This is a genomic window from Pseudomonas abieticivorans (genome assembly GCF_023509015.1).
GTDB lineage: Bacteria > Pseudomonadota > Gammaproteobacteria > Pseudomonadales > Pseudomonadaceae > Aquipseudomonas > Aquipseudomonas abieticivorans.
In genome coordinates this window covers 5,772,705-5,786,545 of record NZ_CP094975.1, presented here as the reverse complement: position 1 = coordinate 5,786,545, position 13,841 = coordinate 5,772,705, and the positions used below count along the sequence as shown (strand labels likewise).

Here is a 13,841-nt window from a genome sequence, read left to right as displayed (position 1 = left end):
CCTCAGCCTACCACTGTTAAAACGGGTACTGCTGCCTTCCTGCACGCCAGGTGACCCAATGCGCGCGGGTGAACTCATCCAGCGCGTAGTGCCCGTTGAACCGCCCCAGGCCCGAGTTTTTCTCGCCTCCAAACGGGGCGTTGGGCTGGTCGTCGACGGTGATGTCGTTAATGTGGGTCATGCCGGCCACGATCTGCCTGGCAAAACCGAGCCCGCGCGCCATGTCTTGGGTAAACACGGCGCTTGATAGCCCGTAGTCTCCCGCATTGGCCAGCTCCAGTGCATGCCGTTCATCTTGGGCAACCACCAAGGGCAGGATCGGACCAAAGGTCTCCTCGGCGGCCAGTTCGTGGGAGGGCGGCACCTGGCCAAAGACATGCGGGGGGAGCAACAAACCCGCAGCCGGCCCACCGGCAATCTGTTGCAACCCGGCCGCAGTGGCGCGCTCGACTTTGCCCAGCAACCCCCGCAACTGCTGTTCGTTGATTACAGGGCCAATCACCGTGTCTGGGTCATTGGGGTCGCCGACTTTCAGGTTGCCGACCCGCTCGGCCACCAATTCAGCAAAACGCGCATAAACGCTGCGGTCGACAATGATGCGATTGACGCTCATGCAAATCTGCCCTTGATGCAGGAACCGCCCCACCACGGCCGCGTGCGCCGCCTGCTCGACGTCGGCATCGTCCAGCACGACCAGGGGGCTGTTACCGCCCAGCTCCAACGCCACGCGCTTGATGAACGCCCCGCCCGTGGCAGCTCGCCCAACGCTGCGCCCGACTTCAGTGGAACCTGTGAAAGAAATGAAGCGCGGCACGGGGTGCTCGACAAAGGCATCACCGATTTCGGAACCAGCACCCACCACCACATTCAGAACGCCGGCAGGGAAACCTGCCTCTTCAAACAAATGGGCGATGAGCAACCCGCCCGTGACGGCCGTGTCGCTGGCAGGCTTGAGCACCACGGTATTGCCCAGGGCGATGGCAGGCACCACCGAACGCATGCTCAGGTAGAGCGGGAAATTCCACGGGCTGATCACCCCGACAACGCCCAACGGCTCACGAAACACAAAACTCTGCTCGCCAGGCTTATGGCTAGTGAGGATGCGCCCCTCGACTTGAAACGGCATGGCCGCGCATTCACGGGTTAGGTTGGCCGTGTTGGCACACTCAAAGCCGGCTTTGATTCGCGTGCTGCCCGATTCGCGGATGAGCCAGGCGGTGATCTCTTCGCTTCTGCGCTCGATGATCGTTGCCAGCCGGTTCAGCAACGCTGTTTTCTGCGTCGCCGGGCACGTGGCCCATTGCACCTGGGCCTGCTCTGCCGCACGGTACGCCTGGTCGACATCGGCAACGCTGGCCATGGCCATTTCGAGCAGCGGTTGCCCGGTGTACGGATCTCGGTCATCCAGCCTGCGGCTGGACCTGCCTGCCTGCCAGCGACCATTGATGTATTGATCGCCACTTAGTGCGTAGGACGAAACCGGTTGTGGTGCATTCATCTTGACCTCAGCTAAAAGGGGGAACCCAAGGGGCTGCACGCCGGCCTGTGCAATACAGGCGGCACACGGTGTTGTTGCTCGATTGAACGGCCTGATTAATCGGCCGGGGCCCAGCAGCCATGCAGCGACATGCGGATGCGCAGCGGCAGCTTGATGCGCGCGACGGGGCCGTCGGGCATGTGTTGGCTATCGAGCACCACCAGTTCGGTGGTGCAGTCGCCGATGTGGTTCAGCAACGCAATCACGTAACCATCGCCTTCCGGGGCATCGGCGCAACGGGGCACGAAAATGGGTTCCTGGAAACACTCGCTGTCACCGGCAAACCAACCTTCACTGTGCCCAGTACGGACATTCAGCCGGGCCAGCACATTGAAGAACTGAAAAGGCATCGGCCCGTTGGCCGGGTTGTAGGGCCTTTGCGGATCGAAGGCGATCACAAACCCATGCTCATACGGGCGCCCGATGTAACGGTCATCGCAGCGGGGGAACTCACAGGGCCATTCACTCAACGCGCAGGGCTCTACCGTGTTGCTCGCCGCGCTCAGGTCGAACGTCCAGCGCATCATCTGCGAGCTCAACGTTTCCGGTGATGGGACAAACCCGTCCGCCTGAGGGAAAAAATAGAAAATGTTGCCGCAGGTAACGGGCATGTCGACGTGAATCAGCCCGTGCGCCTCAAAGGCATTGAGCGTATGGCCCTGGAAACCATTGGCCGGGCCTTTGAACCAGCGCACCTCATCGCTTGCGCCACGCCGGGGCACCACGGCGAACAGTTGAGGCAGGTCGGGCTGCCATTCAAAGTGCGGGCCTGCGCGCTTCATACGCTCAACATCGACGGTCAACGGTATCAGGGGGAAGATCACGTGGTGTTCGGTGACCGCAAAGTCGTGGACCATGGCAGCGTAAGGTGCCTGGAACCATATTTCGTGCAGCAACTGGCCTGTTGCAGAGATCTCGAAGTAAGCCAGGTCGGGCGTGCCATCGCCCTTGGCTTCATAACTGAACGCCAGCAAGTTGCCCGTGGCGGGATCAATCTTGGGGTGCGCCGTGAAGGTGTGCGATTTAATTTGCCCGTCAAAGTCATGCACGCCCAGGGTCTCAAGAGTTTGCGGGTGAAGTGCGTAGGGCAATGCATCTTCTTTCATGGCCAGCAATACACCGTTGTGCTTGAGCACGGTGGTATTGGCCGTGGTGTTGTTGGCAGCCGCCTTGGGGTCGTTGGTGTGAACGTTGCGGTAAAGACCATTGAGCGATCGCCCTTCGCGCCGTTGCGCCATCAACCGGGCCGTTTTCACGTAGCGACGACGTAACGAAACGGTGCCGTTCTCAAAAAAGAACGCGCTGACCATTCCGTCCCCATTGAAGAAAATATCGTGCCCCAGCATGGGTGGATATTGAGGGTCGGGAGAAACTTGGTAGAACGCACCGCTGATCGCCGCGGGCAACGTGCCCTCCACCACCAGATCAAAAACGTCAGCCTCGACGCGACTGGGGCTATACAACGATCCAGCGAACTCGGGGAGTTGCGGAAATGGGCGTGTCATCAGGCACCTCTATTCATTATTTTTTCTGGATGTGTTCAGACGCTCAGGGCCATGGCAGCCCTGTGCTCAATCCCACGTTTGAAAGAGGCCACCACGGTGATCGCCGTGATCAGCGCGATCACGTAGGCACCCGCGGCCAGCCAGCCCACCGCGCGAAAATCCCCTTGGCCCACCACCATCGCTGCCGCGAACGGCCCCAGGCCCTGGCCGACGAAAATCGCCGCATTACCAAGCCCCGCCAAACGACCACTGGGGTCGAGTTCCGCCGCCATCGACAGCAGGTATGGCAGGCAAAAAAACCAGACCAGATGAATCAGCCCCGCAGTGATGGCGAACGCCAACGCACTGGTGCCATACACCATCATCAGCGTGGCAATGAGCGCGGTACCAAAGCCAAGCAGTTGCGGCAGCAATAGCCCGAACCGGCGCTTGATCAGCCCTGCCAGGCCAGCCCCGACGGCACCGGCCAACACGCTGGCGCCCAGGATTGCGCCGATCTGCTCGGTCGCCAAGCCGATGCTTTTGCCAATGCGCTCCTGGTACACCCACAACGCCGAATGCCCGAAAAACAGTAACGCGAACAGGCCAATCAGCAGCATTGAGGTCAGGCCCAGCGGGGTAGCGAGTTGCTGCTCACCCTGCATGACCCCGACGTACCGCGGCGGCACTTGGCGAACACCGTACGCGGCAACGGCGCTGGCGGCCCCCAGCAGCCAGAAGCACGAAGCAACCCCGCCATGGCCCAGAATCAAAGGCATGCTGGACACCAGGATCACGCCCCATAGCAGGTTGGCGATGTTGATGACGGCAAACGTGCTGTCCTTCGATGACCTGAGCGCCGCACTGGCATACACCACCGCCATGACTGCGCCACCGCCCAGGCCTGCGAACAAGCGCAGCACCACCAGTTGCCCGAAGGTTGCGGCATAGCTGCTGGCGATCGTGCTGATGATCACCAGCCCCATCGCAACCAGGGCATAGCGCTGTCGATTAATACGCGGCATCAACAAAGCGCTCGCGCCACAGGCGATCGCCATGGCAATCAATTCGGCGGCAAAAATGGGCCCGACCTGGTTCAACGAGAGGCCCAACTGATCGACGAAGGCCCCTCCCAGCATCGGCTGAACCTGCAACGTGCCCAGTGAAACCACCATCATCAGGCACAGCGAAAACAACGTACGCCGGCTATCCACATGTTCAAGTGTTGGCATGGCTGCGATACCTCAGGTACTTCAAAGGGCGTGCGCGAAACGCACTTGCACGGAGAACTCGTTTTTGGCGCGATTTTCCACGGCGGACTCGTGGTACACGTTGAACCAGAACCCTTGCCCGTCGCTGATCTTCCAAAACAACCCCGGGCCGAGTCCCAGTACGCGCTCGCGCGAGTCCTCCAAGCGGTGACCGTTGATTTGGTCATCGGAGATCTGTTTGAAGTAGTAGCCGTTCAGCCCTACCGAAACTTTGGGTAACACCTCATACGAGGCCGTGAAGTTGGCCCACGCCGCCTGTCCCGCCTGGGTGTCATCCACCGCCAGGCCCCGGTAGTCGAGTGGTGCACTACTGGCTGGTTTGTCGTTTCGAAAGTTGTAGAGGTAGTGGAGGCGCCAACTGACTTCCCAGCGGGGCGCGGGCATCAACGTAGCGGCCCAGTAGGGGTTGATGGAGTAGAAGTGCGAGCCGGGGTTGAAGTCTTTGTGTTCGTCGTATTTGCCGGTTGGTACGATCACGTCCATGGCGAAGCGTTGGACGTACACCGGTCGGCCGTGCGCGTCGACCACCGGGTCGAATTGAAGCTGAGGCCCGGCGACGACATCGCCTAGGCCCGTGCCATTGTCTTTGAGTTGGGCGCCGGCAGGCCCAAAATTCCCGTCCAGCGAGACGATGGGCACAATCAGGCTCCAGCCCAGGTGCGCGCCCATGCCAATGCTCTGCGGCGAGTAATAGCTGAACTGGTTCAGAAGCGTGGTGACCGAGAGTTTCGGGTCGTCGAGCGCAGGGTTCTGGCGGCCTTTGGCCCCTAGAAACGACTGCGCCGAATCGTACTTGAGGTACATCAGATGGCTCAGGCCTGGCGGCCCGGCAAACCCATCGTAGAAGCTGGTGCCCCCCAGGTTGATACCGGCCGGCTCATTGACCGAGGGTGTCACCGCATACACAGAACTCGTTGAAACGCCGAGCAACGCCAGCGCAATGCACGTGTGGGCAAATGGTCTTTTCATGGTGAGCTCTATTGTTTGAATTATGAGCGATGGAGCGCGCAGCCCCGATGCCCTTCAACTGTATGCAGTCCAAGGGGCGGGGTCTTTCACCAGCGAGACAGGCTTGACTGAACGCGACAACGCGGGGGCGCGCTGACGGTGGGGGGGGGTGGCTATTGGGGTTCGATCAGCAACTGCTCGAGGCAGCGCACGCAAGGCATCGCGCTCATCGCCGCTCAAGTGTTGCGTCAACACCTGCTCGACGCTGTCCACGCGTGGCTTCAACACCTGCAGTTGGGCCCGCCCCTGCTCCGTCAGGTACAGTGCATTGCGCCGCTTGTCGTGCGGGTCGGCCACCCGCTCCAGCATGCCGTTGCGGACCATGCGTGCGGCCAACTCGGCGATGGTGGAGCGGTCCAGGTCGAGTTCATCACCCAACTCGCGCTGGCTGACGCCGGGGCGTTGCTCCAGCACGAACAGCACGGCGTACTGCACGCTGGTCACGTCGGTGGACACTTCCTTAAGCCAAATGGCCACGTGACGTTGTTGTGCCCGGCGTATCAGGCTACCGGTATGCACGAGAATCCTGGGGTGGGCGTCGACCGACACGATGGGGAGCCTTCTATTGCGCAATAAAAACCGGCTGCAAGAATGCCTCCAGCTCACGGTATCCGTCCAGTGGCAGAACGTGGGCAATGTACTGGTCTGGCCGCACCAGCACCATCACGCCTTGCTGGGCATCGATGCCGCGCTGCTGGTAAATGCTGGACGCGGGGTCAACGGCAAAGGCTTTCTCGTAGTCGATCAGGCCGAAGCAGCCCTTGCGGGGCAACAACAACCCCGGTAACTGCTCAACCTTGAGCTCACGGTGCGGTTGCTGGTACACGGCGCGCACATCGAGCACGCTGTCCAGGTCTGCGCCGGGGGCGGTGAACCTGCGCACCGGCGAGGCCGGATCGTGTTCCAGGTAGTGGCACAAAGCGTTCAGTGCCTGGCCCGACGCATCGGCAAACGCATATAACCGCCAGCGGCCATCAGCGGTGGCGGCGTGCCCAAGGTGCATCGGGCGCCCGTCAGCCAGGCGGATGACCGGTGCGGAATGTAAGCGTGTACCAATGACCAGCCCACGGGCAAGGCCCTGCCAGGTGCCCTGCCCCGTCAGTGGCCCTGGCGGGTAATGGGTGGCAACCCCAGCGGTGTAGCGCCCTGCCTTTACGAAGTAGGCCTGCAACTCGGCCGGATCCACCCCACCGGCAGCCGGGTTCAAGGGGTCTTTGGGCCGCGCGCCCATCATCGCCGACCACTCCTTGTCGAAGCCAATCAGCGTTTGCGCCACCGGCTGACGTTCTTGCGAATAGCTGGCCAGAAGGCTCGACGGGCTGCGGCCTTGCAGCACGGCCGCCAGCTTCCAGCCCAGGTTGAAGGCGTCCTGCATCGAAACATTCATCCCCTGCCCGGCCTTGGCACTGTGGGTATGGCATGCGTCGCCGGCGATGAATACCCGAGGTTCGCGCGCCGCCCCTGCGCCATCCACCGCATCATCAAAGCGATCAGTCAGGCGCTGGCCAACCTCATACACCGAGCACCAGGCGATGCTTTTCACGTCCAGCGCATAGGGGTGCAAAATCCGTTGCGCGGCGGCGATCAGTTGCTCGGGGCGGGTCGCCTTGATGGCCGTGCGGTTGTGCTCAGTCACCTCCCCCAAGTCGACGTACATGCGAACCAGGTGCCCGCCCTCCCTTGGAATGATGATCATGTTGCCCGCCGAAGCGGACTGGATGGCCACCTTGAGGCGGATGTCCGGGAAATCCGTCACCGCCAACACGTCCATCACGCCCCAGGCGTGGTTGGCCGCGTCCCCCCGCAGTTGCTGGCCGATGGCAGCGCGCACCTTGCTGCGCGCGCCGTCACAGCCCACCAGGTAGCGCGCACGCACCTGCACCGCCTGCCCGCCGTCGGCGTGGGTGAGCGTCGCCAGCACAGGGTGCGTGGGATGGCTGTCACGGGCAACGTCGGTCAGTTCCAGGTTGTAATCAGGCGCCAAGCGCTGCGGTGATTTGAGCATGCTGTCGAGCAGGTAGTCCTGGATGCGGGCCTGGTTAACGATGACATGGGGGAACTCCGACAAGCCCTCCTCGGTGTCTTGCACACGCCCCGTGCGATGAATGCCTTGGCGAGCGTCTGCCTGGGGTCGCCAAAACGCGGTTTCATTGACCCAATAGGCTTCGCGCAGCAGTTTTTCCGCCAGCCCAAAGGCGTTGAACATTTCGACGGTGCGGCAAGCGATCCCGTCGGCCTGGCCCAATTGCAGCCGCCCGCCACGGCGTTCGACCACCCGCGTGAGGATGTTCGGGAAGCACGCCAGTTGCGCGGCCAAAACCAGACCGGCCGGGCCACTGCCCACGATTAATACATCCACTGCATCTGGCTGTATCGGGAGTTGGGTTTGGCCTGCAGGGTGAAGCTCTGGGTCCCCCGCTTGAAAGCCGTTGAGGTGAAATTGCATGGGCAGTGTCCTTGTTGTTTTTGATGAAATGCGATGCCCATTACAATATGCTCAGTATACAAACTATTTCAAGCCCCCACTCTGCTACCGCTTGGCGCAGCGTTTGCCAGGCAAGCAATTCGGGGGAACGGGAGCGGCGCCGACGACATCGAATGCACCACGCCTGCAGGGGCCGCTTCGCAGCCTTGGGCTGCAGCCAGGAAGGCTATTAACCCAGGCGCATCGACAAGCGGATTTATGCGCAAAGCATTCCCCGTCATGCGCCTGAAGTACCGCGCTGACCTGTTCGCGGATAAATCCGCTCCTACAAAATGGGGCACTTCGCCTTATCAATAAGAAACTATCGCGGGCAGGCTCGACACGTGCCGTACCTGATCAGGAATTCTTATACAACGCCGCGCTTACCCCTCTCAGGGCAAGGCATCTTTGGCTATTGCGGGGCGGTTACCGGGTAAAGCTTCAAGCCTGTGGGAGCAAAGTCGCCCCCAATTCGTGCGCAAGCCAGTCAATCAATGCGCGCACTGACGCACGATCGTCTCCCCGGTGCTGCCTGAACACCGATATCGCCTCCGGCAAGGGTACGCTTTCTGCGCAAGGCCTAATCAGCGCCTTGGTTTCGATAAGGCGCTGTGCCGTTCGGTGCCAACCCAGCGCGATGCCATGCCCTTCAACAGCCGCCTGGAGCATCAAGGGGTAACTATCGAACAGGGTTACCCGGGGGTAACTGTCTAGATTCTCGCCAAAGACTTGCAGCCAGGTGTCCCATTCCATCGCGTGCGGGGGTGTGCCCCGGTGATGTAACAGCATGTGGGAACGCAGTTGGCCGATCCCGATGGGCTTTCGCACGCGCAGGTAATCAGGGCTGCACACCGGAAATACCTCATCACTGGCGGTCAATGCCAGGCGGTGCGAGCCGCTGGGGCGGCCGGTGCTTTGCAACGCCACGTCGAAAGGGTCGTTGAGTTCGGCCAACGGTCTGGTAGACGTCGCAACCTGGATCTCGATCTGTGGATGTAGCTGATGGAACGTCGAAAGGCGCGGCATTAGCCAATAGAACGCTTCGCACAACTGACAGAGTAAAACCAGGCGATGTGTACGCGGCGTTTCACGCAGCTTGCTGGCGCTGGCACTGATGCTCTGCAATGCCGCACTGATCACAAGCCCTAGATTGCGCCCCTCCGGCGTCAGGAAGACCGCACGGTTACGGCGACAAAAAAGCTTAACGCCCAGGTCTTCTTCAAGCCCACGAATCTGCCGACTGATGGCTGCTTGAGTGATGTGCAATTCGTCGGCAGCCTTTGAAAAGCTTTGCAGCCGAGCCGCTGCTTCGAAGGGCAGCAAGCTGGCCAGCGGGGGCAATGACTTCCCTAGTGTATTCATAATCAGAGGTTATGCATTCCGGACCGAGAACTCGTTTGTAGCATATCGCGGGCGCTGTGCAACATAGGCCAACTCAACTGCGAACGAGCCTGATGGCCATGATCAACTCAAACCGTGTCGCAGGGCTTGCCCTGGCCGTGATTGCTACGCTGAGCTGGGCCCTGAATTTTATCGCCCCCTATGTCACAGGCGCCTACAGCATTTATGACTTGATGGTGATCCGGTTCCTGGTCGCAGGCGCGCTGGGTGCAGGCATCCTGGTGATCGGTCGCGTCCAGCTCAGGTCCTTAAGTGGCCATCAGCAGCTGCTTGGCGCGAGCCTGGGGTTGGTCGGATACCTCGGTTACAGCGCCTGCATAGCTGCAGGTGTGATGTTCGGGGGGCCGGTGCTGACGCCAGCGTTTATCGGCATGGTGCCGGTCTTGTTGGCGCTGTTGAGCAACACCCTGAGCCACACGGTTGCGTGGCGCAGGTTGACGATACCGCTGATGTTGTTGACGCTCGGGCTGGTGCTCTCGAACATCAGTAGCCTCCACGCACCTGCCGTGAACCAACGGTCATGGCCGGTGGCGCTGGTGCTTTCAGTCAGCGCGGTGGGCTTGTGGCTAGTATTCAGCGTGTTGAACCAGCGGGCCTTGAAGACACTGCCTGACAATGCGTCAGGGGTATGGACTGGCCTGATGATCACAGGTGCCGGCATGGGCGCCGTGTGCCTTATCCCTGTTCTGCTTGGGCTTGACCTTATCAAGCTTGCAACCCTGGGTTTTAGTGTGCGCGCTGCGGGGCACCTGTACGCCTGGGGGCTGCTGATTGGGGTGATGTGCTCATGCGTCGCAGCCTGGGCATGGAATGCAGCGTCTGAGCGCCTGCCCATGGTGCTTTCCGGCCAGCTCATCGCCCTTGAGTCGCTGTTTGCGACGTTGTTCGGCTTGTTGTTTCAACGTCGCCTGCCAACGCCGTTGGAAGCGGCTGGCATGGCTGCGGTGCTGTTGGGTGTGGTCATGGCCGTTCGCGCCATTGTGACGTCATCGCCAGAGGGGCAAGCCAAGCGTGAGCCTACACGGCGCTATCATCCACCACCGCAGGCGTCGCCGCCGCCCCCGCCAACAGGCCGCCGTCAATGTTGAATTCACTGCCGGTCACGTAGGTTGCCTCTTCGCAGGCAAGCAACAGGGCCACGGCCGCGACCTCCTCGGGCATGCCAAAGCGCCTGAGCGGCGTGTCTTGGACCAGGGCGGCCATCCGCTCGTCACGGCCGGCATCGGTACCCAGCATGGGTTCCCACATGGGCGTGAGGATGGCGGCCGGGTGAATCGAGTTACAGCGTACTTTCAGCCCTTGTTCGGCGCAGTAGAGCGCCACCGTCTTGGTGTGATTGCGCACCGCCGCCTTGGACGACGCATACGCTGCGGCGCCGGGGATACCGACCAGGCCGGAGCGAGACGAGATGTTGATGATTGAGCCCGTGCCTGTTTGGCGCATGGCGCGGATGGCGTACTTGCAGCCCAGGAAAACACCATCCAGGTTGGTGCGATGCACCGCGTGCCAGTCCTCCAGGCGCGCATGCTCCGGATCGTGCGGCACGGCGCCTTGCTCAAAACCGGTGATGCCGGCGTTGTTCACCACGACATCCAAACGCCCGCGCAACGCCAGAACCTGCTGCGTCACGCACTGCCAATCGCCCTCGCTGCGCACATCCAGGCGCAGATAACCGGCGTGCTCACCCAGTGAGCCTGCCAGCGCGGTGCCGAGCGCGTCGTTGATATCGGTGACGTACACAAAGCAGCCTTCTTGCACGAAGCGTCGTGCAATCGCGGCGCCAATGCCTTGCGCCGCCCCTGTCACCAAGGCGACCTTGGCCGTGAGTTTTTTATTGTCCATAATCGTGATGCCCTCCAGGTGAAGCCGATGCAAAGACTAAAAAAACAGATATGCCCTGTTTCAAAAAATACCTGATGCAGTGCGCCTTGAGTATTCTGTTTTCCATTACCTGCTGACACAAGGAACCTGTCACATGCCCACCCTGCACCTCATGTGCGGCAAAATCGCCTCCGGGAAATCGACCCGGGCAACGTCATTGGCGGGCGAGCATTCTGCGCTGTTGCTGAGCGAGGATTACTGGCTGGCGAGGCTGTACCCGGACCAGATCAAATCCGTCGGAGACTACGTTCGGTTTGCCCATCGAATTCGCGAGGTGCTGGGCCCGTTAGTCATCGACCTACTGGCCGCGGGTAACAACGTAGTACTGGACTTTCCCGCCAATACCCCGGCTGATCGCCAGTGGCTGAGTGGCTTGGCGCAAGCCGCCAAGGTGCCCCACCGCCTGCACTACCTCCAGATCGACGATGACACCTGCCGTGGCCGGTTGCATGCGCGAAACCTGCGTGGCGAGCATGACTTCGCGGCAACCGAGGCCGAATTCGATTTGATCACGAGTTACTTTCAAGCTCCGCAGGCCGATGAGGGGCTTGATGTTGTGGTCTACCGGCTGTAGGCCTTGCTTCAAAAGCCTTCAGGGTAAACCCTGGCGCCCACCTGGCGGGCTGTTGCCTACCAACGTTTCCACCAAGGTTTGCGCGGCAACGGCTGCTCATGAAGGCGCAAATACCAGGTCGTGGGCTTGAGGCTGCACTCCCACGGGCAAATGCCCAGGTATTCGTTCAACGCTTCATAACTCAAGCGGCTGGTCAGGCCCAGTTCCGGCACTTGCTGCTCACGGTCGCCCAGGTAGTAGATTTTTTGCCACTGCTCTTCGGGGCAATCATCTTCCTCAAAGTAAAATTGCGCGGACTCCCAGCGCTCTTCGAACGGTTTCAAGGGCCCGAACTGCTGCACCGGGCTGTCGAACAGATGCAGTCGCGAACGCGTCAGCACCCCATTCTCGATAAAGGCATAGCCGTAGGTACCTCCCGAATCGTATTGGCAAAACGGGATAATGAGGGCCGGCGAGCCAAGCGTTTCATGCAACTCGCTCGCCAGGTAGTGCGGGTTCTCCAATATCGGCATGGTCAGGGCGCCGCTGCTGATCACCCAAATATCGCCATATTGCTCCACCACCACATCATTGGGCTGACGAGTATCGAAGCGTGGGGGGCGCTGTGCGAGGACTTCTGCACGCTTGTTGAAGAGACGGGCGACCACCTGCGGCACATCGAAGTCTTGGCGTTGGGTACGGAATGCAATTGCCGCTTGCGAAACGCCCACGTGGTTATCCTTACTGATGGGTTTTTGAAGGCTGCTCGAACGAGCGTATCGGCCCAGATGCCCCAGGCTTGACAGCATGCTTGATGAAAAAAAACTCAGCGAGTGACAAGTCGGTGAATACCAGGGGGGCAGCCGAACCATCGATTACAGGCCTTGTGAAAACTACTGGCGTTACGAAACTGCAGCTGCTCGGCGATCGCAGTGATCGTGGTGTCGCCGTTGCGCAGTAACTGACTTGCCAATTGACGTCGGCAATCATCCAGCAGGTCTCGGAAGCCCGTCGCCTCGTCGTCCAGTCTATTTTGCAAGGTACGGAGCCCAAGGTTGAGTTCCCGCGATGCGGTCACAAGGGACACCTCACTACCGGAGGCCAACCCCACAAAAATGTGGTTCTGGACGACCGGCGAGATTTTTAACTTGCGCCTCGAGAGCTCTTGGTTCGAGTGGTTAAGATGGTACAACTTCAGCGCTTCATTTGCCGTGCCCAACGGGCATAGACAATCGATGCGCCTGAATACGATCTTATTTGATTCACTAGAAAATACGAGATTCGGGCCAAATACCGACTCCAACTGGGCGCGTTCTTCAGGCTCATCATAGGAAAAATAAACAGCCGCCGGTATGGGCTTCTCCCACGGGAGCAGCCAGTGCGTTAACCCGACAAACGTCGAAAGGCAGCAGTCGATGTATTGCCTGCTCACCCCAAGCGATTCGATACGAAGAAAATTTACCGTCACTGCCTCAGCGCCCTCACTTATCGAAATCGGTGCCCCGTCGGACAATAACACCGAGTAGTGCGCTGCCGTTTTAATCGCTTCACCCAAGGTGGCGCTGGACATGATCGCGTAGAGCTGCGAGTTGAGTTGGCTTGGCCTGAACATGGCGTAAGACCGCAAGCCTACATTCAGATCTCCAGTTTCTGATGCGAGAAGCCGCACATATCCAGAGGCTTCGAGTATATCTACACCTTGGCCGGACTCTACAACTTTCGCCATCGTGGAGTGCAACTTGCTGAGCGCCGCCGAAGGGGCTTGCACGTTCATGGATAAGCGCAAGATCACTTGAGCACAAGAGGCAGCGAGCGTGGGCATAACGAGTTCTCAAGAGTTGCGATATCGTTTCAGCATGCCAAATACCCGACGTTATGCCAAGCCCCTGCCAAGCTGCAGGCTGTGCTGAAAAAGCGCAACGCCCCCGGATCAAACAGTCGCTTCACGGCGCGCGACCACGGGTGCAGCCCAGTAAAATCGGGGGCAAGGCCTGATCCGAAGTGGGTTTGCCCGCCACTTGCGCCCTATCAGCAAGGCCAATTTATTAGCGTGCTTTGTATGTCCGGACATTGAAATTTTCATGCACGGAAACTCTAAATAAACGAGCGATTGTGATGAAATGTAAATGTAATCGCCTGCATCTATTCTGCCTGCCAACCCATAAAGGCCTTCCGCCATCAGACCCTGCCCGCGGTAAAAACAGAACACTACTATTGCTCTGAACCACGCCCAAAAAAACGC

General features: G+C 60.1%; 12 protein-coding genes. 2 read left to right on the top strand and 10 right to left on the bottom strand.

The features are described 5' to 3' along the window. Nucleotides 1–16 precede the first annotated feature (16 nt). The 7 genes from L9B60_RS26290 to L9B60_RS26260 all read right to left on the bottom strand — a co-directional run bounded on the left by L9B60_RS26290 (nucleotide 17) and on the right by L9B60_RS26260 (nucleotide 9,126). Complete coding sequence (locus L9B60_RS26290) at nucleotides 17–1,498, bottom strand: aldehyde dehydrogenase family protein (RefSeq protein ID WP_249673894.1); 1,482 nt, start codon at nucleotides 1,496–1,498, stop codon at nucleotides 17–19. A gap of 95 nt (nucleotides 1,499–1,593) precedes the next feature. Beyond that, complete coding sequence (locus L9B60_RS26285) at nucleotides 1,594–3,042, bottom strand: carotenoid oxygenase family protein (RefSeq protein ID WP_249673893.1); 1,449 nt, start codon at nucleotides 3,040–3,042, stop codon at nucleotides 1,594–1,596. Nucleotides 3,043–3,077: 35 nt separating this feature from the next. Then, nucleotides 3,078–4,253 carry an MFS transporter gene (locus L9B60_RS26280; protein ID WP_249673892.1) on the bottom strand — a complete coding sequence of 392 codons (1,176 nt, stop codon included), beginning with the start codon at nucleotides 4,251–4,253 and terminating at the stop codon, nucleotides 3,078–3,080. A gap of 21 nt (nucleotides 4,254–4,274) precedes the next feature. After that, entirely contained in the window at nucleotides 4,275–5,273 is a 999-nt protein-coding gene (locus L9B60_RS26275) for a SphA family protein (RefSeq protein ID WP_438866158.1), read from the bottom strand. A gap of 42 nt (nucleotides 5,274–5,315) precedes the next feature. Then, nucleotides 5,316–5,849, bottom strand: coding sequence for a MarR family winged helix-turn-helix transcriptional regulator (locus tag L9B60_RS26270; RefSeq protein ID WP_249673890.1), 534 nt, complete (start codon nucleotides 5,847–5,849; stop codon nucleotides 5,316–5,318). A gap of 13 nt (nucleotides 5,850–5,862) precedes the next feature. Then, nucleotides 5,863–7,746, bottom strand: a complete 1,884-nt coding sequence (locus L9B60_RS26265; protein WP_249673889.1) for an FAD-binding monooxygenase — start codon at nucleotides 7,744–7,746, stop codon at nucleotides 5,863–5,865. 459 nt (nucleotides 7,747–8,205) lie between these two features. Then, on the bottom strand, nucleotides 8,206–9,126 hold the full coding sequence (locus L9B60_RS26260) for a LysR substrate-binding domain-containing protein (RefSeq protein ID WP_249673888.1): 921 nt from the start codon (nucleotides 9,124–9,126) through the stop codon (nucleotides 8,206–8,208). Nucleotides 9,127–9,218: 92 nt separating this feature from the next. On the opposite strand from L9B60_RS26260, the gene L9B60_RS26255 reads away from it, so the two are divergent. Then, a complete protein-coding gene (locus L9B60_RS26255) occupies nucleotides 9,219–10,253 on the top strand; it encodes a DMT family transporter (protein ID WP_249673887.1) in 1,035 nt (344 codons plus the stop codon). On the opposite strand, the gene L9B60_RS26250 is transcribed toward L9B60_RS26255, so the two are convergent. Continuing rightward, complete coding sequence (locus L9B60_RS26250; RefSeq protein WP_249673886.1) at nucleotides 10,183–11,007, bottom strand: SDR family oxidoreductase; 825 nt, start codon at nucleotides 11,005–11,007, stop codon at nucleotides 10,183–10,185. The two genes, L9B60_RS26255 and L9B60_RS26250, sit on opposite strands and share 71 nt — an antisense overlap. A 133-nt stretch (nucleotides 11,008–11,140) precedes the next feature. Here L9B60_RS26250 and L9B60_RS26245 point away from each other — a divergent pair, with 133 nt between their 5' ends. Continuing rightward, nucleotides 11,141–11,620 (top strand): P-loop nucleotide/nucleoside kinase family protein, encoded by a 480-nt coding sequence (locus L9B60_RS26245; protein WP_249673885.1) that lies wholly within the window; start codon nucleotides 11,141–11,143, stop codon nucleotides 11,618–11,620. A 56-nt stretch (nucleotides 11,621–11,676) separates the two neighbouring features. Here L9B60_RS26245 and L9B60_RS26240 read toward each other — a convergent pair whose 3' ends face one another. Continuing rightward, entirely contained in the window at nucleotides 11,677–12,330 is a 654-nt protein-coding gene (locus L9B60_RS26240; protein ID WP_249673884.1) for a hypothetical protein, read from the bottom strand. A 95-nt stretch (nucleotides 12,331–12,425) separates the two neighbouring features. Beyond that, nucleotides 12,426–13,373, bottom strand: a complete 948-nt coding sequence (locus tag L9B60_RS26235; RefSeq protein ID WP_249673883.1) for an AraC family transcriptional regulator — start codon at nucleotides 13,371–13,373, stop codon at nucleotides 12,426–12,428. Nucleotides 13,374–13,841 lie beyond the last annotated feature (468 nt).

Coding starts and splice junctions, on each gene's coding strand:
- L9B60_RS26280 (WP_249673892.1), bottom strand. CDS start 4,253: ATGCCAACACTTGAACATGTGGATAGCCGGCGTACGTTGTTTTCGCTG.
- L9B60_RS26245 (WP_249673885.1), top strand. CDS start 11,141: ATGCCCACCCTGCACCTCATGTGCGGCAAAATCGCCTCCGGGAAATCG.
- L9B60_RS26250 (WP_249673886.1), bottom strand. CDS start 11,007: ATGGACAATAAAAAACTCACGGCCAAGGTCGCCTTGGTGACAGGGGCG.
- L9B60_RS26255 (WP_249673887.1), top strand. CDS start 9,219: ATGGCCATGATCAACTCAAACCGTGTCGCAGGGCTTGCCCTGGCCGTG.
- L9B60_RS26235 (WP_249673883.1), bottom strand. CDS start 13,373: ATGAACGTGCAAGCCCCTTCGGCGGCGCTCAGCAAGTTGCACTCCACG.
- L9B60_RS26265 (WP_249673889.1), bottom strand. CDS start 7,746: ATGCAATTTCACCTCAACGGCTTTCAAGCGGGGGACCCAGAGCTTCAC.
- L9B60_RS26290 (WP_249673894.1), bottom strand. CDS start 1,498: ATGAATGCACCACAACCGGTTTCGTCCTACGCACTAAGTGGCGATCAA.
- L9B60_RS26285 (WP_249673893.1), bottom strand. CDS start 3,042: ATGACACGCCCATTTCCGCAACTCCCCGAGTTCGCTGGATCGTTGTAT.
- L9B60_RS26260 (WP_249673888.1), bottom strand. CDS start 9,126: ATGAATACACTAGGGAAGTCATTGCCCCCGCTGGCCAGCTTGCTGCCC.